Annotated in this window: 17 protein-coding genes; 7 read left to right on the forward strand and 10 right to left on the reverse strand. The window is 69.0% G+C overall.

Going from position 1 to position 20,311, the window contains the following annotated elements:
• Positions 1-84 precede the first annotated feature (84 nt).
• Positions 85-1,203 carry a methyl-accepting chemotaxis protein gene (locus tag EJJ38_RS20775; RefSeq protein ID WP_127090090.1) on the reverse strand — a complete coding sequence of 373 codons (1,119 nt, stop codon included), beginning with the start codon at positions 1,201-1,203 and terminating at the stop codon, positions 85-87.
• 346 nt (positions 1,204-1,549) lie between these two features.
• On the opposite strand from EJJ38_RS20775, the gene pepN reads away from it, so the two are divergent.
• The 6 genes from pepN (at position 1,550) to EJJ38_RS10970 (ending at position 8,919) form a co-directional block, all read left to right on the forward strand.
• A complete protein-coding gene (gene pepN / locus EJJ38_RS10945; protein WP_127090091.1) occupies positions 1,550-4,183 on the forward strand; it encodes an aminopeptidase N in 2,634 nt (877 codons plus the stop codon).
• A 249-nt stretch (positions 4,184-4,432) separates the two neighbouring features.
• Entirely contained in the window at positions 4,433-5,014 is a 582-nt protein-coding gene (locus tag EJJ38_RS10950; RefSeq protein ID WP_127090092.1) for a carboxymuconolactone decarboxylase family protein, read from the forward strand.
• Complete coding sequence (locus EJJ38_RS10955; protein WP_127090093.1) at positions 5,011-6,093, forward strand: acyl-CoA dehydrogenase family protein; 1,083 nt, start codon at positions 5,011-5,013, stop codon at positions 6,091-6,093. The genes EJJ38_RS10950 and EJJ38_RS10955 overlap by 4 nt, the downstream gene beginning before the upstream one ends.
• Entirely contained in the window at positions 6,090-6,857 is a 768-nt protein-coding gene (locus tag EJJ38_RS10960) for an ABC transporter ATP-binding protein (RefSeq protein ID WP_127090094.1), read from the forward strand. Before EJJ38_RS10955 ends, EJJ38_RS10960 begins: the two co-directional genes overlap by 4 nt.
• 14 nt (positions 6,858-6,871) lie before the next feature.
• The gene (locus tag EJJ38_RS10965) at positions 6,872-8,074 is read left to right on the forward strand and encodes an ABC transporter substrate-binding protein (RefSeq protein WP_127090095.1); all 1,203 of its coding nucleotides are present in this window, start codon (positions 6,872-6,874) and stop codon (positions 8,072-8,074) included.
• Positions 8,071-8,919 (forward strand): ABC transporter permease, encoded by an 849-nt coding sequence (locus EJJ38_RS10970; RefSeq protein ID WP_245454186.1) that lies wholly within the window; start codon positions 8,071-8,073, stop codon positions 8,917-8,919. Before EJJ38_RS10965 ends, EJJ38_RS10970 begins: the two co-directional genes overlap by 4 nt.
• Before the next feature lie 52 nt (positions 8,920-8,971).
• Here the strand turns inward: EJJ38_RS10970 and EJJ38_RS10975 are convergent, their stop codons facing one another.
• The 9 genes from EJJ38_RS10975 to cysE all read right to left on the reverse strand — a co-directional run bounded on the left by EJJ38_RS10975 (position 8,972) and on the right by cysE (position 17,549).
• Positions 8,972-9,595: a cysteine hydrolase family protein gene (locus tag EJJ38_RS10975; RefSeq protein ID WP_127090096.1), complete on the reverse strand. Its 624-nt coding sequence runs from the start codon at positions 9,593-9,595 to the stop codon at positions 8,972-8,974.
• Between the two features lie 37 nt (positions 9,596-9,632).
• Entirely contained in the window at positions 9,633-10,319 is a 687-nt protein-coding gene (locus tag EJJ38_RS10980) for an amino acid ABC transporter permease (RefSeq protein ID WP_127090097.1), read from the reverse strand.
• Positions 10,312-11,121, reverse strand: coding sequence for an amino acid ABC transporter permease (locus EJJ38_RS10985; protein ID WP_127090098.1), 810 nt, complete (start codon positions 11,119-11,121; stop codon positions 10,312-10,314). Before EJJ38_RS10985 ends, EJJ38_RS10980 begins: the two co-directional genes overlap by 8 nt.
• On the reverse strand, positions 11,118-11,891 hold the full coding sequence (locus tag EJJ38_RS10990) for an amino acid ABC transporter ATP-binding protein (RefSeq protein WP_127090099.1): 774 nt from the start codon (positions 11,889-11,891) through the stop codon (positions 11,118-11,120). Before EJJ38_RS10990 ends, EJJ38_RS10985 begins: the two co-directional genes overlap by 4 nt.
• 8 nt (positions 11,892-11,899) lie before the next feature.
• Entirely contained in the window at positions 11,900-12,742 is an 843-nt protein-coding gene (locus EJJ38_RS10995) for an ABC transporter substrate-binding protein (RefSeq protein ID WP_127090100.1), read from the reverse strand.
• Positions 12,743-12,876: 134 nt separating this feature from the next.
• Positions 12,877-13,413, reverse strand: a complete 537-nt coding sequence (locus EJJ38_RS11000; RefSeq protein ID WP_127090101.1) for a rhodanese-like domain-containing protein — start codon at positions 13,411-13,413, stop codon at positions 12,877-12,879.
• Between the two features lie 7 nt (positions 13,414-13,420).
• Positions 13,421-15,283 (reverse strand): cysteine desulfurase, encoded by a 1,863-nt coding sequence (locus EJJ38_RS11005; protein ID WP_127090102.1) that lies wholly within the window; start codon positions 15,281-15,283, stop codon positions 13,421-13,423.
• Positions 15,270-16,658 (reverse strand): family 2B encapsulin nanocompartment shell protein, encoded by a 1,389-nt coding sequence (locus EJJ38_RS11010; protein ID WP_127090103.1) that lies wholly within the window; start codon positions 16,656-16,658, stop codon positions 15,270-15,272. Before EJJ38_RS11010 ends, EJJ38_RS11005 begins: the two co-directional genes overlap by 14 nt.
• 66 nt (positions 16,659-16,724) lie before the next feature.
• The gene (gene cysE, locus EJJ38_RS11015; RefSeq protein ID WP_245454187.1) at positions 16,725-17,549 is read right to left on the reverse strand and encodes a serine O-acetyltransferase; all 825 of its coding nucleotides are present in this window, start codon (positions 17,547-17,549) and stop codon (positions 16,725-16,727) included.
• A gap of 420 nt (positions 17,550-17,969) precedes the next feature.
• Between cysE and EJJ38_RS11020 the strand changes: the two genes are divergently transcribed.
• Positions 17,970-20,288: a sensor histidine kinase gene (locus tag EJJ38_RS11020; RefSeq protein WP_205666137.1), complete on the forward strand. Its 2,319-nt coding sequence runs from the start codon at positions 17,970-17,972 to the stop codon at positions 20,286-20,288.
• The last annotated feature ends 23 nt before the right edge of the window (positions 20,289-20,311 follow it).

Consider the following 20,311-nt stretch of genomic DNA (forward strand, 5'->3'; position numbering starts at 1 on the left):
GCGCCCACTATGGGCGCCCCCGGCGCGGCCATCCTTGACCAAGGTCAGATTGCCGCGCCGCAGGTTCCGCTTATTCGCAGCTCGCTATTTGCGCCCCGGCGGAACCGCCGAGACACCGGGCTGGCCATCGCGGCGGGGCGGCTCCTGGATGATGACGCCCGCCCATTCCAGGCCGCGATAGGTCTCGTAGCCGGGGGTAAGGTGGAAGGCGGTGGCGCGCCCGTTCGTGTCATGGACGACACCCTGGCGCCGCCCCGCAAGGGCGAGGTCCACGCGCTCGGTCAGCTCGCCCCGGCGGTCGGACGAGGACAGGATGCGCCCGCGCGCATCCACCAGCAGAACGCGCGAGCGCTCCGCCTCCTCGGGGGAGAGACGCACGCCGTCCACCACCGCATGGGCCTGGGGCTCCCAGTCGAAATGGATGCCCAGCACGCCGATGGGGGCGCCGAAAGTCTCGCCATTCTCGCGCACGGCGGCGGCATAGGTGGCCACCGGGGCATTGTTCAGCGGGCGGCACAGATCCACGTCCGCCACCGCATAGGCATCGCCCGACGCGGAGGTGAGCGCCTCCTTGAACCACTTCTCGTGGGAGACATCCACACCGCGCACGGCGGGGTAGCGGTCCGGTCGCCCATGGGCCACCACCCGCCCATCCGGCGTGCAGATCCAGAGATCCAGATACACCGTGTAGGCGGAGAGAATGACGCCGAGGCGCCGCTCCCCCTCCAGCAGCACGTCGGTGGACTGGTCGCCGGCTGCGGCCACGACGGCGGCGTCGGTGGCCCACCAGCGCACGTCGCAGGTGCGCTCATACAGGTTGCGGTCGATGATCTCGATGCCGTTCAGGCACAGATCCACCAGCCGCTGGCCACGAAGGTCGGCGGCCATGCGCCGGCCCACGGAACGCAGCTCGTCGAGGGCGGAGGTCAGCTCGCTTTCCATCTCCGAGGCGAGCTTGCCGATCTCCGCGCTCACCGCCTTCACCTCCTGGGCGACGACGGCGAAGCCTTTGCCGGAATCCCCCGCCCGGGCCGCCTCGATGGTGGCGTTGAGGGCGAGGATGCGGGTTTGTCCGGTAATGGACTGGATTGCCCGGGCCTTTCCCGCAGCAATGCTGCGGGCATGGTCCGAGAGGGCGATGACCTGTTCAGGCGTATCAGCCGCGGCAGCTGCCTGCGACAACGAGGGAAGCGATCCGTGCATGGGAACCCTCCGGGCGGTCGCGCAATGCAATGGCGACCCCTATGATCAAGAACGAAACAAAAACGCACTCCCCGAAACCGCCGAAAACAGCGACCCCGGGACTGAATAAACAGTGACTCGCAAAAACCATGCCGCCCCGAAAGGATGCTGCGCCGGCTAGCTTGTGCGTGCATTGCACAAAACACCATCGCTTGACGTGTCCTGAACGGGCGGAATGCCTTTCCTCCGGGCTGGCAGCCCCTTAATGTCCCGATTCTGCCCCCACGCCCGGCTTGGCCGGGCCTTGCCGATGCTTCAGAGCCCGTAGCGGGGCATATCCCGTTTGCGTGGCAGCGGAGAGACGAAGATGCGAAACGCCGATGTTGCCCCCATCCGTTTGGCGGACTACCGCCCGCCGGACTGGCTGGTGGACACGGTGGACCTGGACATCTCGCTTCACCCCACCGCCACGCGGGTGGTTTCGCGCCTCGCGCTGCGGCGCAATCCGGCGGGTCGCGCGGATGCCCCCGTGATGCTGGACGGCGACGGCCTGCAATTGGTGCGCCTCGCCATGAACGGCCAGCCCGCAGTGGGCGGCGCCTATGAGGCGACCCCGGCCCGGCTCACCATCGCCGTGCCCCCGGCCGATGCCTTCGTGCTGGAGGTGGAGACCCTTCTGGACCCCTCCGCCAATACCCAGCTCATGGGCCTCTATCGCACCACCGGCGCCTATTGCACCCAGTGCGAGCCGGAAGGCTTCCGCCGCATCACCTATTTCCCGGACCGCACCGACGTACTGGCGGTCTACACCACCCGCATCGAGGCTGAGCGGGACGAGGCGCCCGTTCTGCTGGGCAACGGCAACCTGCTGCGCCACGGCCCGGTGGAAGGCACCAGCCGCCATTATGCCGTGTGGCACGACCCCTGGCCGAAGCCCAGCTACCTGTTCGCACTGGTGGGCGGACGGCTCGCCAAGGTGCCCGGCCATTTCCTCACCGCCTCCGGCCGCCCCGTGGATCTCGGCATCTATGTGGAATTGGGCAAGCAGGACCGGGCAGGCTACGCCATGGATGCGCTGAAGCGCTCCATGCGCTGGGACGAGCATGCGTTCGGGCGGGAATACGATCTCGACGTGTTCAACATCGTCGCCGTGTCCGACTTCAACATGGGCGCCATGGAGAATAAGGGCCTCAACGTCTTCAACGACAAATACATCCTGGCGACGCCCGAGACCGCCACCGATGCGGACTATGCCAATATCGAGGCGATCATCGCCCACGAATATTTCCACAACTGGACCGGCAACCGCATCACCTGCCGCGACTGGTTCCAGCTCTGCCTGAAGGAAGGCCTCACCGTCTTCCGCGACCAGGAATTCTCCTCCGACCAGCGCTCGCGGCCGGTGAAGCGCATCGCGGACGTGCGGCTCCTGAAGGCGCAGCAATTCACCGAGGATGCCGGCCCCCTCGCCCATCCCGTGCGGCCCGATACCTATCGCGAGATCAACAACTTCTACACCGCCACCGTCTATGAAAAAGGCGCCGAGGTGGTGCGCATGCTGAAGACCCTGCTCGGGGCCGACGGCTTCCGGGCGGGCATGGACCTGTTCTTCACGCGCCATGACGGCGATGCGGCGACGGTGGAGGATTTCCTCGCCTGCTTCGCCGAGGCCACCGGCCGCGATCTCTCCCAGTTCGCCTTGTGGTACCAGCAGTCCGGCACGCCGCGCCTGTCCGTGATGGGCACCTATGATCCCGACGCCGCCACCTTCCGCGTGGATGTCGCGCAGGCCATGCCCCCGACGCCCGGCCAGCCGGAGAAGGCGGCCATGGTGATCCCGCTCGCCATCGGCCTTGTGGGCGCCGACGGCACCGACCTGCCGCTCATTCTCGCCGACGGCCAGCGGCTGGAGACCGGGGTGCTGGAGGTGACGCAGACGCGGGAGAGCTTCCTGTTCACCGGCCTGCCGGAGCGGCCCGTCGCCTCCCTGAACCGGGGCTTCTCGGCGCCGGTCAATCTCACCAGCTCCCTCTCAGTGGACGATTTCGTCTTCCTCGCCGCCCATGACCGGGACCCGTTCAACCGCTTCGATGCCATCCAGGCGCTGGCCCTCGATCTGCTGAAGCGCGGCGCCGCCGACGGCGCATTGCCGGCCCCCAACGCGCTCTTGGACGCGGCGCGGCGCATTCTGGACGCGGATGACCTCGACCCCGCCTTCAAGGCGCAGGCGCTGGCCCTGCCGGGGGAGATGGAGGTCGCCCGGGAACTGGCCCGCGACGTGAACCCCGATGCGGTGTTCACCGCCCGCCGGGCGCTACGCCGGGCGGTGAGCGAGGCGCTCTCCCCGCGCCTTGTGGAGGTGTATGGCACGCTCGCCACACGCGGGCGCTATTCGCCGGATGCCGCCTCGGCGGGACGGCGCGCGCTGCGCAACCTCGCGCTGGATTACCTCGCCGTGCCCGGCTCGCTGGACGGGCTCGCCCGCGCCGAGACCCAGTTCAGCGAGGCGGACAACATGACCGACCGCTTTGCCGCACTGGCCGTGCTCGCCCAGCACGACACGCCGCACCGGATTTCGGCGCTGGACGCCTTCCACCGCCGCTATGCCGCCGATCCCCTGGTGATCGACAAGTGGCTGAGCCTCCAGGCGCAGATCGCCGAGCCCGGCACGCTGGACCGGGTGCGCGACCTGACCCTGCTGCCGGTCTTCGCCATGACCAATCCGAACCGCGTGCGCGCGCTCATCGGCGCCTTCGCAGCGGGCAACCCCACCCAGTTCAACCGGGCGGACGGCGCGGGCTACGACTTCCTCGTGGATGTGGTGCTGAGCCTCGACGGGAAGAACGCGCAGCTTGCCTCGCGCCTTCTGTCCGCCTTCAAGACCTGGCGCCAGTTGGAGCCCGGCCGCGCGGGGCTGGCGGAAGCGGCCCTGCGCCGTGTCGCCGACACCCCGGAATTGTCTGACGACGTGGCCGATATCGCCACCCGCGCTCTGGCCTGAGGCCCGGCCAAGCCTCTCATCGCCCCGCCTTTTCCGCCATCATGCCCGGACCTGATCCGAGCGTGATGGCGCCCCCGTGCGCACGCGCCGCAGGGCGCTGCCAGGCCCCAGGCGACGCCTGCCTACGCCTCGCACAGCGCGCCCAGAAGACGAACTCCGTATTTGCACTGTGATTAATCGTATTGCACACGTCTTGCGCAAAATTTCAGAGGCAATAAAATTCATCGAAAATATCTGGAGTTTTCAGCCATGCCGCGCACCGCATCGCGCCTTCCCTTGCGCACAACCGAGGATGCCCCTGAAGCTGCGAGGGAGCGCCTTGCCGCCGCCGAGCAACGCAACGGCTACCTGCCCAACCTGCTGCGCGTGCTCGCCAATGCGCCGGTGGCGCTGGAGGCGTACCAGACGCTCGGCGCCATCAACGGCCGCGCCTCCCTTTCCCTCGCCGAGCGTGAGGCGGTCCAGATCACGGCGGCCGCGCTCCATGGCTGCGGCTTCTGCGTGGCGGGGCACACCGCCATCGCCACCAAGCAGGCCAAGCTCGATGCGGTGACCATCGAGGCCCTGCGCGCCGTCGGCCGCGTGCCCGATGCCCGCCTCGCCGCCATCGCGCGCCTCACGGGCGCGGTCATCGCCACGCGCGGCCGGGTGCCGGAAGCCGATCTTCAGGCTTTCCATGCGGCGGGCTTCGACGATCAGGCGGCGCTGGAAGTGGTGCTGGGCGTCAGCCTCGCCACTTTGTGCAACTTCGCCAACAATCTCGGTGCCCCGCCGCTCAATGCGGAGCTGGAGCCCTATCGCTGGGACGGCCCCGCCGCCGCCGCGGAATGAGCGGCGCGCAAACGACGCTCGATCGCGCTTTGGCGGACTGGCTGGACGCAAGCGCGGCGACCCTCGACGGGGACGCGACATTGGCCCCCCAGGTCCTGCCGCGCCTTGCCGCCGCCGGGGCGGCATCTGCCGGCGTGCCGGTGGCGCAGGGCGGCGCCGGTGGGGATGTGGCCGATGCGGTCGCCGCCATCGCCGCCGTGAGCGCCCGCTCCCTGGCGGCGGGCTTCGTGCTCTGGGGCCATCGCAGCTACATCGAATATCTGCTCCAGAGCCCCAACAGCGCTCTGCGCGAGCGCCTTTTGCCGGACCTGCTGGCCGGGCGCCTCGCCGGCGCCACGGGCCTGTCCAACGCCATGAAATTCCTCTCGGGCCTTGAGGACTTGCAGATCGCCGCGCGGGGCGACGACGCGCATCTGCGCCTCGACGGGAAGATGCCCTGGGTCACCAATCTGCCGCCCGGCACCTTCCATGTGGCCGCCGCCGTATCCCGGCCGGGCGGCGGCGCGTTCGTCGCCAGCCTCGCCAGCGACGATGCGGGGCTGGAGCGCTCCGAAGACCTCGACCTCATGGGATTGCGCGGCACCAACACCGCCGCCCTCGCCATCACCGACCTGCCCCTCCCGCCCGAACGTGTGATCGCGCCGGACGCGGGCGCCTGGCTGCCGCGCGTGCGCCCGGCCTTTCTCGGCCTCCAATGCGGCATGTCCATCGGGCTGGCCCGGCGCGCCTTGGCCGAGGCGACGGACTGCGCGGGGCCGGGGCGCGGCGTGCTGGCCGCCCCGTGCACCACCCTCGCCGCCGCCCTGAGCGATCAGGAGGAGGCGCTGACGAAGGGGCTGCGCGCGGGCACCTTCCTGTCCGATCCCGCCGCCTTGTTCCGCATCCGCATCGCCCTCGCCGATATCGTCGCCGAGGCGGTGGGGCTGGAACTTCAGGCGTCCGGCGGGCGGGCCTATCTCTCCGGGCCGGGCGCGGGCTTCGCGCGCCGCTGGCGCGAGGCGGCCTTCATCCCCGTCATCACGCCGAGCCTCGTCCAGTTGAAGAGCGCGCTGGCGGCCCAGCGCCGGGGCGCCGCATGAGCGCGCCCCTTCTTGCCGCCCAGGGCATCGAACTGCGTTATCCCGGCGCCGCCGCGCCGGTGCTCACCGGCTTCGACCTCGCCTTGCAGCCGGGCGAGGTGGTGGCGTTGCTGGGGCCGAGCGGCGTCGGCAAGTCCAGCCTGCTGCGGGTGCTGGCCGGCCTCCAGCCGCCGAGCGCGGGCGCTGTGGCCCTCGAAGGCGCGCCGTTGCGCGAGGGGCATCCCCGCCTTGCCATGGCCTTCCAGGATCCCTGCCTTCTGCCCTGGCTCTCCCTGGAGGCCAATGTGGCCTTCGGCCTGGATTTCAAGCGCCAGCCCCGCCTGCCCCGCCCCGAGCTTCAGGCACGGGTGGACGCGGCCATTGCTGAAGTGGGCCTCGCCCATGCCCGGCGCCTGCCGCCCTCGGCCCTTTCCGGCGGCATGGCCCAGCGCGCCGCCCTCGCCCGCTGCCTCGCCCGCAAGCCGCAGGTGCTGCTGCTGGACGAGCCGTTCGGCGCGCTGGATGAGGTGACGCGCGGCGAGATGCAGGATCTGCTGCTGAAGGTGGTGTCCGATTTCGGCACCGCCGCCATCCTTGTGACCCACGATATCGACGAGGCGCTGCTGCTGGCCGACCGTGTGCTGCTGCTGGGCGGCACGCCCGCGCGGCAGATCGGCGCCTGGCCCGTGGCCCTGCCCCGGCCGCGTCGCGACGCCATCGCCGCCTTGGGCGAGATGCGCGTCGCCATCCTTCAGACCCTTCATCAGGCGGTTCGCCGCCACTGAACCGGAGTTGCTCCATGTGCATTGAATGCGTGACCGGGCGCGGCTTCTCGCGCCGCGAAATGCTCAAGCTCTCGGCCCTCTTCACGGCCGCAGGCGCCCTGCCGCTGCTGCGCGCGGCCGAGGCCCGCGCCCAGGATGCGGACGCCCCCGTGCGCATCGGCTACCTGCCCATCACCGATGCGACGCCCCTGCTGGTGGCCCATGCCAACGGCTATTTCGACGCCGAGGGCATCAAGGCCGACAAGCCGGTGATGCTGCGCAGCTGGGCGCAGGTGATCGAGGCCTTCATCTCGGGCCAGGTGAACGTCATCCACCTGCTCTCCCCCATGACCGTCTGGGCGCGCTTCGGCAGCGGCGCCCCGGCGAAGGTGGTGGCGTGGAACCATGTGAGCGGCTCGGGCCTCACGGTCCTTCCCGAGATCAATGCGGTGAGCGACCTCGGCGGCAAGACGGTGGCCATTCCCTTCTGGTACTCGATCCACAATGTGGTGCTCCAGGACCTGCTGAAGAAGAACGGCCTCACCCCCGTCACCAAGCGCAGCGGCGCCCCCGCTGCCAACGAGGTGAACCTCGTGGTGATGGCCCCCGCAGACATGCCCCCCGCCCTCGCCTCCAAGCAGGTGGCCGGCTACATCGTCGCCGAACCCTTCAATGCGGTGGCGGAGACGCAGGGCATCGGCAAGATCCTGCGCTTCACCGGCGATGTGTGGAAGGATCATGCCTGCTGCGTGGTGTTCATGCATGAGCGCGACCTGAACGGGCGGCCGGACTGGTCCCAGAAGGTGGTGAACGCCATCGTGAAGGCCCAGCTCTGGACCCGCGCCAACCGGCCCGAGACCGCCCGGCTCCTCTCCAAGGACGGCCCCAACCGCTACACGCCCCACCCCGTGGCGGTGCTGGACAAGGTGCTGGCCCCGCCGCCCGGCGACACCGCCGCCTATGAGGCGTCCGGCGCCATCCGCCATGCGGACTGGAAGGAAAAGCGCATCGACTTCCAGCCCTATCCCTTCCCCAGCTACACCGAGGAACTGGTGCGGCGGCTCAACGGCACGCTCATCGAGGGCGACCGGACGTTCCTGGCCTCGCTCGATCCCGCCACCGCCGCCCGCGACCTGGTGGATGACCGCTTCGTGAAGACCGCGCTCGCGGCCAATGGCGGCCTGCCCGCCTTCGGCTTCCCGGACAGCTTCACCCGCACGGAGGTGATCGCCCCGTGACGGTCGCGCCGCGTCCCGCAGAGCTTGAGAGCGCCGTGCCGGCGGCAGCCCCGCAGGCCCGCCCGCGCGGGCCCGTGCCGCGGCGGCCGGGGCGCGTGCGGCAGGGCTTGGGACGGCTGGGATTGGGGTTGGCGGGGCTGGCGGTTCTGCTGGCGCTCTGGTGGGCAGGCACCGACCTGCTCGCCCCGGCGAGCAGCTTCGCGCGGCGCTTCTCCCCCACCAGCGCCCTGCCCGCGCTGGTGGACCTGCTGCTGCATTCGGACCTGCCCATCCATGTGGCTGTGAGCCTGCGGCGTATCCTGGTGGGGCTCGCCTTCGCGCTGGCCATCGGGGTTCCGCTCGGCCTCGCGGTGGGCAGCTTCGCGACCCTGGACGCGGCCACCACGCCGGCCTTCCAGTTCCTGCGCATGATCTCGCCGCTCTCCTGGATGCCGCTGGCGGTGATGATGTTCGGCGTGGGCGACAAGCCGGTCTATTTCCTGCTGGCCTTCGCGGCGGTCTGGCCCATCCTCCTCTCCACGGCGGCCGGGGTGCGCCAGCTGGATCCGCGCTGGACGCAGCTTGCCCGCAGCCTCGCCGCCACGCGCTGGGAGATGGTCCGGCACGTCATCCTGCCGGGCATTACCGGCCATGTGCTGACCGGCGTGCGCCTCTCCATCGGCATCCTGTGGATCGTGCTGGTGCCCTGCGAGATGCTCGGCGTCTCGGCCGGCATCGGCTATTTCATCCTCGATACCCGCGACCGGCTCGCCTATCCGGAGCTGATGGCGAGCGTGATTCTGGTGGGGGTGCTCGGCTTCGCGCTCGACGCCTTCGCCCGCGCGCTCTGCCGCCGCTGGTCCTGACCCCGCCCGGTTCCGGGCGGGGTGGCACACGGCTCCCGGAGGAGCCGCGTCGTCAGTCCTCCTTCAGGAGGGCGGCGGTGTCGGGCGCGATGATGGCGAAGCGATCGCCCAGGCCCGCAAGGCTCGCCCGGTGCAGCGCGTCCGCGCTCACCACGCCGCCCAGCGGATCCGGCAGGTCGCGCGTGGCGCAGGCCCGCCCCACCACCGTGCTGCGATAGCCCAGGTCCAGCGCCGCGCGGGCGGTGGCGCTCACGCACATATGGGTCATGAAGCCGGCGATGATCAGCTCCTTGCGCCCCGCCAGCTCGATCTGCTGGTGGAGGCCGGTCTTCTCGAAGGCGTTGGGGAGCGGCTTGAAGATCACCGCCTCCCCGTCCTTCGGCCGCACCGGGTCGGCCACCGCCGCATAGGGCCCCTCCGGGTCGAACAGGCGCCCGCCCGGCCGGCCGTGATGGACGATATGGAAGATGGTGGCTCCGTGCGCCCGCCCCGCCTCCAGCAGGCGGCCCGCCTCTTCCAAGGCAGCAGCCGCGTCCGGCAAGGCGAGCGCACCCACCGTATATTCAAGCTGATAGTCGATCAGAACCAGCGCCGCCTCCCTCAGGCGGCCGGGCTTGAGGGACGCCCCGGCGAAATCCAGCAGGGTCCGGGGATGGGTCGTGGTGTCCGCACACATGGAAGCCTCGAACAGTGAAAGGAAGAAAGGCGGGATCTCAGGCCGGGCGCGCCCGCCGCCCCCCGGCCAGATGGACCGTGAGGGACAGCGCGCCGCACAGGAGGAAATATACCGCACCCGTGAACAGGAAGATCTCCGTTGGATAGATCTGGGTGCGATTGTTCACCTGCCCCGCCACCGTGGTCAGCTCCGGCACGTTCACGATGAAGGCGAGGGACGTGTCCTTGATGAGGCTGATGAACACCCCCACCAGGGACGGCAGGACATTGGGCAGCGCCTGCGGAAGCAGGATGTTCACCAGCACCTTGGTCCGGGAGAAGCCCGCCGACAGGCCCGCCTCCACCTGCCCCTTCGGCAGCGCCTCCAGGCCCGCCAACGTGGAATACATGACGGCGGCGGAGGTGAACCAGGCGATGGCCAGCACCACCGTGATGGTGTCCGGCAGGTTCACGCCGAACAGCGAGGGCAGCAGGAAGTACAGCCAGAAGATGACGAAAATCAGCGGAATTCCGCGGATGAAATCGGCCCAGGCGAACAGGATGCGCCGTGTCCAGCCACCCGAGAGCCATGCGGCGAGGGCAAGCAATACCCCCACCACCAGGGCCAGCACGCCGGCTTCGAGCGACATGATAAGGGTCAGCAGCAACCCGCCCGGCTGCCCCTCCAGGGCGCGGCCCCACAGGAGATAGGGCAGGTTCTGGGTAATGACGGAGAAATCAGGCATCGCCGCTCGCTCCCACGATGGCGGCCGCCGTGGCGGACCGGTTGGCCTTCACGGCACGCCGCCGGGCGCGCGCGCCCACGGGCTTCGGCCCGAACACGATGAGCAATTGCCCAAGCACAAGGCCCAGCAGCAGATAGAGCACCGTGCCCACCGCGAACGCCTCGAAGGCGTGGGCGTTGTAGCTTTCCACCTGGCGCACCTGATAGGTCAGCTCCGCAAGGCTGATGGCGCTCGCCAGAGAGGAGAGCTTCATCAGGTTGAGATACTGCGTCACCAGCGGCTGCCAGGAATTGGCCAGCGCCTGGGGCAGCAGCACGAAGCGCAGCGTCTCCCAATGGCCGAACCCCTGCGAGAGCGCCGCCTCCTTCTGGCCGCGCGGCATGGCGTTCAGCCCGGCCCGCAATTCCTCCGCCAGGAAGGCGGCGGTGAACACGCCAAGCCCCCAGGCGGCGGCGATGAATTCCGGCGCCAGCAGCACATTGCCCACCGGCAGCACCGCCCAGGGATGCTCGGCGGTGATGTAGTCGCGGAAGGAGCGGGGCAGCAGGTTGTAGGCGGCGAAGTACCAGAACAGGAACTGCACCAGGATGGGGGTGTTGCGGAACAGCTCCACGAGGGCGATGGCGAGCCCCCGCGCCGGCGCCAACGGCGCGATGCGCAGGCCCAGCAGCAGCACCGCCAGCAGCGTGGCCAGCAGGGCGCCGACCACCGTCACATAGATGGTCATGAGGAAGCCGGAGAGCAGCCACTGGCCGGGCTGGCCGGTGAGCACGCCCGCGAAATCGAAGCTCACGCCGGTCATGACGCCTCCGCCGCGCTCAAGGGGGAGAGCACCTGCTGGAGGAACCGGCGGGTGCGCGGATGGGAGGGAGCGGAGAAGAATTTCTCGGGCGTCTCCAGCTCCAGGATGGTGCCGCCGTCGATGAAGGCGACGCGGTCCGCCACCTCGCGGGCGAAGGCCATTTCGTGGGTGACCACGAGGATGGTGATGCCCGCCTTCGGCAATTCCCGGATCACCGCCAGAACCTCGCCGATCATTTCCGGATCGAGGGCGGAGGTGGGCTCGTCGAACAGCACGATCTTCGGGTCGGTGGCGAGCGCGCGGGCGATGGCGACGCGCTGCTGCTGCCCGCCCGAAAGCTGGGAGGGGAAATGGCCCGCCTTGTCGGCAAGCCCCACCCGGTCCAGCAGGTCGCGCGCCCGCGCCTCAGCCTTGGCGCGGGGCACGCCCCGCACCTTGCGCAGGGCCAGGGAGACATTGTCCAGTGCGGTCAGATGTCCGTAGAGATTGAACTGCTGGAACACGAAGCCGATCTCGCTCCGCAATTCCCGCAGCTCCCGCCCCGCGAAGCGGGCGGTGGGGACACCATCGATGATGATCTCCCCCTCGCTGATGGCCTCCAGCCGGTTCACCAGCCGGATCAGGGTGGACTTGCCCGATCCGGACGGGCCGATGATGGCGAGCGCCTCGCCGCGGGAGACCGTCAGGTCGATGCCCCGCAGGACATGGAGGTCCCCATGCCATTTATGGACGTTCTGCAGCTCGATCAGGGGTGTGGCGGAGGCTGTCATGGCGGGCCTCAGTTCGTCACGCCGATGGTGAAGCTGCGCGGCGAGGCGAACTTCGTGCCGGGGCCGAACCACTTGTCGTAGATGGCCTTGGCCTGCCCGTCCTTCTCCAGCCCCACCAGGATCTCGTTGACCTTGGCGAGCAATGCCGGCTGGCCCTTGGCCAGGCCGATGCCGATGATCTCGCGGCTCAGACGATCGGGCAGGATCTTGAACTTCGCCCGGTCGGGCGCTTCGGCCAGGAGGCCGGCGAGGATGGTGCTGTCCTGGGCGATGGCATCCACCGAGCCGTTACGCAGGGCCGCCAGCGCCGTGGGGATGTCGTCATAGGAGAGAACGCGGCTGCCCGGGAAACGGGCCTTCAGCGCCTGCTCGCCCGTGGTGCCCTTCACCGCGCCGATGCGGGCCGTGGCGAAGGAGGACAGCGCGTCGGAGGACGAGGCTGGCACGAGGAGTTCGAGGCCGGTCTCGAAATAGGGAATGGAGAAATCCAGCACCTGCGCGCGCTCGGGCGTGATGGTGAGATCGGCGACGATCAGCTCCACCTTGCCGGACTGCAGCAGCGGGATGCGGTTGGCGGGATTGGTGGAGACAAGCTGGAGCTTCACGCCGAGCGCCTGGGCGATGGCCTTGGCGAAGTCCACGTCATAGCCCACCAGATTGTAGGTGCTGGGATCGATGGAGCCGAAGGGCGGGTTGGAATCGAAGGTCGCCACGCGGAGCGTCCCGGCGGCCTTGATGTCCGCGAGTTGGTCGGCGGCGGCGGCCGGGGCGAGGCCGGCCGCGAGCGCGAACAGGCCGGCGGCGGCACTGAGGAGGTGGCGGCGGGTGAGCGGGACTGGCGATGGGAACATGGACGCGGTTCCTTTCGGACAAAGAGGGACGATCGGCGCCGGGGCGAGGCCGGTGCCGGGACAGTTTCGCTTCCGCGCCCCGGTGGTTCGCGAGGCTGCGGTCCTTCAGGAAGGGATGGCGGCGGGCTGTGCGGTCAGGCGCGGCGGTTCCAGGGCGCGCGGGCCAGAAGCAGGCCCATGCCACAGAAGTCCGTGATGCCCGCGAAGACGAGCCCGGCGCCCACGAAGCCCGACAGGAGGATGAAGGGCGGCGCCACGAGCCACGCCAGCAGGACGCCCAGCACCACCAGCGACCCCGCCCCGATGCGCACCTGGCGCTCCAGGCTGATGACCGCCCGGCCGGAGCCGCGCGTGACGGGATAGCCCGCCGCCTCCCATTCGGAGGTGCCGCCCTCCACCACCACCACGTCCTGGAAACCAGCTTTCTCCAGGGCGTCGGCGGCGAGCTTCGAGCGGTTCTGGGTGCGGCAGATGAGATGCACCCGCTGGTCCTTCCGCGCGATCCCCGCGGCGACGAGCGCCGCGGGGTCGAGGCCTTGCAGGGGCCGGCTCACGGCCTGCGGAATGTGGACTTCCGCAAACTCCGCCGGGGTGCGCACATCGATGAGCACGACGTCCGGCAAGGCGGACAGGCGCGCCCTGAGCCCGGCGATGGTGAGACGGTCCGCCATTTTTTCCTCACGTTCTCGGCAAGGCGTGCAGCGCGCGCACCAGCGCGTCCACGTCCTCGCGATTATTGTAGAAGGCGAGCGAGGCGCGCACCGTGGTCTCCACGCCGAAGCGGCGCAGGGCCGGCTGGGCGCAGTGATGTCCGGAGCGCGTGGCGATGCCCTGCTTGTTCAGGAACTTCGCCACTTCCTCGGTGTCCCGGTCCTTGATGACGAAGGACAGGACACTCGCCTTGTTGCGCGCCGTGCCGATGATGCGCAGGCCCTTCACGGACGAGATGGCATCGGTGGCATAGACGAGCAGTTCGTGTTCGTAGGCGGCGATGGCCGGAAGCCCCACATCCTCCAGGTAATCCACCGCCGCACCGAGCCCGACAGCCCCCGCAATGTCGGGCGTCCCCGCCTCGAACTTCTCAGGAATGCCCTGGAAGACGGTCTTGGCAAAGGTCACGTCCTTGATCATGTGCCCGCCGCCCTGCCACGGGGGCAGGCTCTCCAGCAGGTCGGCCTTCCCGTAGAGAATGCCGATTCCGGTGGGGCCGAACACCTTGTGGCCGGACAGGACCAGGAAATCCGCCCCCAGCGCCTGCACATTGATGGGAATGTGCGGCGAGGACTGCGCCGCATCCACCAGCACCGGAACCCCATGCGCATGGGAGAGCGCGATGATCTCCTCGATGGGATTGATGGTGCCCAGCGCGTTGGCCACATGGGTGATGGAGACGAGCTTGGTGCGCCCGGTCAGCAGCGCGGCGAACTGTTCCAGGATCAGCTCGCCCCGGTCGTTCACCGGCGCCACCTTCAGCACCGCGCCCGTCTGCTTCGAAAGAAGCTGCCAGGGCACGATGTTCGCGTGATGCTCGATGGTGGAGACGATCACCTCGTCACCCGGCCCGATATTCTGGCGGCCGAAGCTCTGCGCCACGAGGTTGATGGCCTCGGTGGTTCCGCGCACGAACACGATCTCCTTGGACGAGGCCGCGCCGATGAAGCGGCGCACCTTGTCCCGGCCGCCCTCGAAGAGGTCGGTCGCCCGCTCCGCCAGCGAATGGGCGGCGCGGTGGATGTTCGAATTGTGCTTGGAATAGAACTCGCTGGTGATGTCGATGACGCTCTGTGGCTTGTGGGTGGTGGCCGCATTGTCCAGCCACACCAAGGGCTTGCCGTTGACCGTCTGGTGCAGAGCGGGGAAGTCCCGCCGCACCTTCTCCACGTCGAACCCACCAAGTCCCCCCTGCCGGCCGCCCGAGGAAAAGGCGGAGGCGTGGGGCGGCGTGCCGCCCGTGGGGTTGCGGGAGGAGCCGGGCGTCAGGAAGTAGAAGTCCGAGGAGGCGAAGGGGTCCGCCCCCGCCGGGCTGTCCACCACCTGGATGCGGGACCAGTTGCCCGGTGCCTTGGGCGGCGTGGACGGCCGCCCGAACGACGGGCTGTCCACGCCCGCCGCGCGCAGCAGGTCGCCGAGCACGGGCTCCCCCTCCCCCCCGGTGGGCACCGAGCCCACGGACAGGGGCTCGATGACCGGGTGGACGGGCGGGGCCACATGGGCCACCGCCCCGGGATCGGCGCTCGCCAGCGGGAAGCTGACGGGGCTGCCGTGCCCATAGGCCGCATTGGTCACGTCCGGCGTGAAACCCGGCAGGCGACCGGACGGGCCGAGCGCCGATGTGGGAATGGCCGTCTGCGCCAGCAGGCCCGGATCCACATGGGGGAAGGCCGCGTTGGGAACCGGGGCGGAAACGCCCCGGTCGAGTTCGGAATAGACCTCGTTGACCAGCCGGGCGATGAGCCCGGTCTGGAACGGATCGCCCGGCAGGTGCCCTGCCAAAGCGGAGGCAAGGCCCTCCGTCTGGGGGAGCGGATCAGGCGTAGTCATGGTAACGGCCGATCAGCACGTTATCGAGCCGGGCGATGGCGTCCTCGATGAGCACCGCCGCGGAGAAGTAGCGGGTGACGAGATGCGAGGCGATGGAGTGCTCGTTGGTGCCCGAATAGCGCACCGACAGGCCCGGCTCCACCTCGCCCGTGACGCCCACCTTCTGGAGGCCGACGACGCCCTGCTCGGCCTCGCCCACGCGCAGCAGGAGGATGCTGGTGGAGGCGACGCCCGTGGCCGGGTCCACATGCACCGGCACCTTGTCGCTCGGCACCAGCGGGATGCCGCGCCAGGTAAGGAAGGGCGAGCCGTAGAGATGCACGATCACCGGCGGCACGCCGCGCCGGGTGGCCTCGCGGCCGAAGGCGGCGATGGCGCGCGGATGGGCCACGAAGAAGGCCGGGCGCTTCCAGACCAGGGAGATGAGGTCGTCCAAATCGTCCGGCGTCGGCGCGCCGCCACGGGTGGGAATGCGGTACTGCGCGCTCACCTCATGCAGCAGGCCGAAATCGGGATTGTTCAGAAGCTCCCATTCCTCGCGCTCCTTCACCGCCTGCACGGTGACGCGGATCTGCTCGCGGAGCTGGTCGATCTCGTTGCTGTAGAGGTCGGTGATGCGGGTGTGGGTGTGCAGCACCGTCTGGATGGTGGAGAGGTGATACTCGCGCGGATGCTCCTGGTAATCCACGAAGGTGGTGGGCAGGAGCGGCTCGCCCGCATGGCCGGACAGGAGCTTGATGGTGGGCTCGCCGAACGCATTGGTGCGCTCGCGCACCTCGGCGGCGGCCTTCGCGGCGGTGGCGATCTTGTCCTTCAGGCCAGCGATGGACTCCACCGCCTTGGCATCCAGGGAAAGGATCGTCGCGCCGGACAGGGCCTTCACCGCAGGCGCATGGGGCACGTCGCCCACCAACGCCTCGGCGCCGAAATAGTCGCCCTTGGCCGCGAGGCGCTGGCGCAGCGGCCCGCCGAACGGCCCCTGGAGGAACAGTTCCACCGTGCCTTCGGCAACGACGTGCAGAAGGTTGGCGCCGTCGCCCTGCTTGGCCACCACGTCGCCCGGCTTGTAGCTGGCGGCGGTGAACTTGCCCGCGAGCGCGGCGAGGCTGTCATCGTCCAGGCCCGCCAGCACCGGGATGTGGCGCAGGCTCTCGGCCTCGATGCGGTGAGGCTCGCCCGAGATGCCGATGAGGCCGGGCTTGGCGACGACCACGGACCGACGGTTCACGCGGAAGACGCCGCCCGCCACGTCCACCCAGGGCAGCAGCCGGTGCAGCCAACGGGGGGTGTTCTCGGAATTCTGGACGACGGTCACGCTGGCGGTCGCAAGGTTCCTTGCGGCGGCGGCGCTGACGCTCAATTTCAACTCACTCATGAACGCGGTACTCCCCGGTTGAAAACGAGCGCCGATCCATAAGCGGCGCGCGCGGTTACGCATGGATCAGATGCCGTCGCCGAACATCTGATCCATGCTGAAAGCAGGCGCCTGGTCCTTGGACCGTGCGATCACCTTGGCGGGCACGCCCGCGACGGTGGAAAAGGGTGGGACGTCGTGCAGGACCACGGCGGCGGCGGCGACGCGCGCGCCCTCGCCGATGGTGATGTTGCCGAGCACCTTCGCGCCCACGCTGAGCAGCACGCCGCGCCCGATCTTCGGGTGACGGTCGCCGCGCTCCTTGCCGTTCCCGCCCAGGGTCACGGACTGGAGGATGGAGACGTCATCCGCCACCACCGCTGTCTCGCCGATCACCACCGCCGTGGCGTGGTCGATGAACACGCCGGAGCCGATGCGCGCGGCCGGATGGATATCCGCCTGGAACACCTCGGAAACGCGGCTCTGGAAATTGAGCGCCAGCGTGATCCGGCCCTGGTGCCAGAGCCAATGGGCGATGCGGTAGGCCTCCAGCGCGGCGAGGCCCTTGTAATAGAGGAAGGGGTCGATGAACCGGCTGCAGGTGGGATCCCGCTCGCGGATGGCCTGGAGATCGCGCAGCAGTGCCGGGCGCAGCGAGGGATCCCCCGCGAAGGCGGCGAGGCTGAGATCGCGCACCGCCATGCGGCTGAGATCGCCGCCGCCCAAGCGCTGGGCAAGCCGGAAGGAGAAGGCCGCGGAGACGTCGTCCTGGTCGAGGATGGTCGCCTGGAGGATGCCCGCCAGCAGCGGCTCCTCCAGCATGGCGGCCTCCGCCTCGCGCCGGAGCGCGGGCCATATGGCCTGGTGCTCCGGTGCCACACCATCTTGCGCCAAGGGCTTGACCAAACTCACCGAAACTCCCCCGAGCCATATTTCTATAAAATCTATAGAATTACGTGCTTATAAGAGTGTCAAGGGGCTTCTGCTGCGACGCACACCATTTCGGGAGGTAAGGGGCGGACCCGCATCGGGCGCGGCGGGACGGGAGGCGCGGGCGCGGGCCGACTTGCCCACAGGCTACCCACAGTACCCGCCAGGGGCGGACCGACTCCGGTTGCTGGATTTGCGCGGGGAATGGGGCAAGACGGGCCGCACGAGGGCGTACTTTTTAGCGACTTGACTCCCGCAGACTCTAGACAGAGAGGCCCCGATTCGATTCAAATCGAACACGATTCGGAGAGATGCGGCACGTCCCTCCAGGTCAAAAATCGAGGACGTTGAGCCGGGGGAGCGGGGCCGCTCCATCGGCCGGGATACCGGAGGATACCGGCGATGGCACGCGCCAACGCTGCGAGCGCTGGCGTGCGCGATCAAGCCATAGGTGGATTGGCGCGATCCGTCGCACGCCCTGCCTACCAACGGCTCCTTGAAGCCGAGCCTTTCCTGCGCCGTATCGTCCCCGCCCTCATCATCACGTTCCTCGCCGTCATCGGCATCGGCGCCATGGTCCAGGTGCACGGCCATCGCCAGTCCGTGCTCGACAACGCCAAGGACGACCTCTCCCTCCTCGCCCTCGCCACAGCCGAGGGCCTTTCCCAGAAGCTCGGCGGCAACCTCTCCCGGGTCCAGGCGGCGCTCAACGATGCGCTGCCTCCGCGCGCCACCCTCTCCGGCCGCCGGGTGTTCGTCACCGATCCGGCAGGCCGCGTGATCGCCGCGGCGCCGTCCCTGGGGCCGGGCGTCGCCAATCTCTCGGACATCCTCGATCCCTCGCAGCCGCTGACCGTGTTCGCGGAGCGGGCGGGCGTGCTGGAAATCACGGTGCGGGACCGCGCGACGCTCGCGACGGTCCGCAACCTCACCCCGCCGCTCGGCCAGATCGTCTATGTGCAGCCGCTGGACGAGGCCCTTCGGTCCTGGTCGGAGAGCACCACCCTCACGCTGACCCTGTTCACCACCACCGGGGCGGTGCTGCTCATCCTGGGCTTCTCCTTCCACTGGCAGGCGACCCGGGCGCGCGAGGCGGACCACATCTACGACACGGTGCGCATGCGCATCGACACGGCGCTCAATCGCGGCCGCTGCGGCATGTGGGACTGGGACATGGCGCGCGGGCGCATGTACTGGTCCGACACCATGTTCGAGCTTCTGGGCCTGGAGCGGCGGGACGACCTGCTCTCCTTCGGCGAAATCGAGGCCCTGGTTCATCCCGACGACGTGAACCTCTACGAACTGGCCCAGGAACTGGCCGAGCGCCCTGGCGCCTCCGTGGACCGGGTGTTCCGCATGCGCACCGCGCGCGGCGACTATGTGTGGCTGCGCATGCGCGCCGAGGTGGTGCAGCAGACCGGCGAGGACGGCCCCCATCTCATCGGCATCGCCATGGATGTCACCGAGACCCAGCACATGGCCGAGCGCACGGTGACCGCCGACATGCGCCTGCGCGATGCCATCGAGAGCATCTCCGAGGCCTTCGTGCTGTGGGACAGCAAGAACCGCCTCGTGCTCTGCAACTCGAAATTCCAGTCGCTGCACGAGCTGCCCGACGACGCCATCCAGTCGGGCACGCCGTTCGAGACCATCGCGGCGGTCGGCCGCCATCCCGTCACCCGCACCCCGCTGAAGCCCGAGGACAAGCCGGAGGAAGGCTCCCGCGCGTTCGAGGCGCAGCTCTCCAACGGCCGCTGGCTCAAGATCGCCGAGCGCCGCACCAAGGATGGCGGCTACGTGTCGGTGGGCACCGACATCACCCCGCTCAAGCGCCATGAGGAACGCCTCATGGACAATGAGAAGCGTCTGATGGCCCTGGTGGCGGACCTGCGCAAATCGCAGCAGACCCTGGAGCACCAGACCCAGCAGCTCGCCGAGCTGGCGGAAAAATATTCGGAAGAGAAGAACCGGGCCGAGGACGCCAACCGCGCCAAGAGCGAGTTCCTGGCCAATATGAGCCACGAACTGCGCACGCCGCTCAACGCCATCATCGGCTTCTCGGAGATCATGGAGAGCGGCATGTTCGGCCCGCTCGGCTCCGCCAAGTACCAGGAATATTGCCACGATATCAAAGGCTCGGGCACCTACCTGCTGGACGTGATCAACGACATCCTCGACATGTCCAAGATCGAAGCCGGGCGCATGCAGCTGGAGCTGGAGGACCTGCGCCTCGACGAGATCGTGGCGGACGCCATGCGGGTCATGGTGCTGAAGGGCGAGGAGAAGAACCTCTCCATGACCGCCGAGGTGGGCGAGGGCCTGATCCTGCGCGGCGACCGCCGCGCGCTGAAGCAGATCCTGCTGAACCTGCTCTCCAACGCGGTGAAGTTCACCCCCGAGGGCGGCGACGTCTCGGTGCGCGCGCGCATCAACGGGGATGCCGCCATCATCGCCATCGAGGACAGCGGCATCGGCATTCCCAGGCATGCCCTGGCGAAGATCGGCCGCCCCTTCGAGCAGGTGGAGAGCCAGTTCACGAAGACCTACAAGGGCTCCGGCCTGGGCCTCGCCATCGCCAAGTCCCTCACCGAGCTGCATGGCGGCGCCATGCGCATCCGTTCCACCGAGGACGAGGGCACCAGCGTCGTCATCCGCCTGCCGCTGGATGCCGGCGCCTCCGCGAACGCCATCGAGGCGCCGAAGCTCATCGCCGTGGTGTGATCCCGAAGGTGCCCGTCAGCGCC

Source organism: Aquabacter cavernae (genome assembly GCF_003993795.1).
Lineage (GTDB): Bacteria > Pseudomonadota > Alphaproteobacteria > Rhizobiales > Xanthobacteraceae > Aquabacter > Aquabacter cavernae.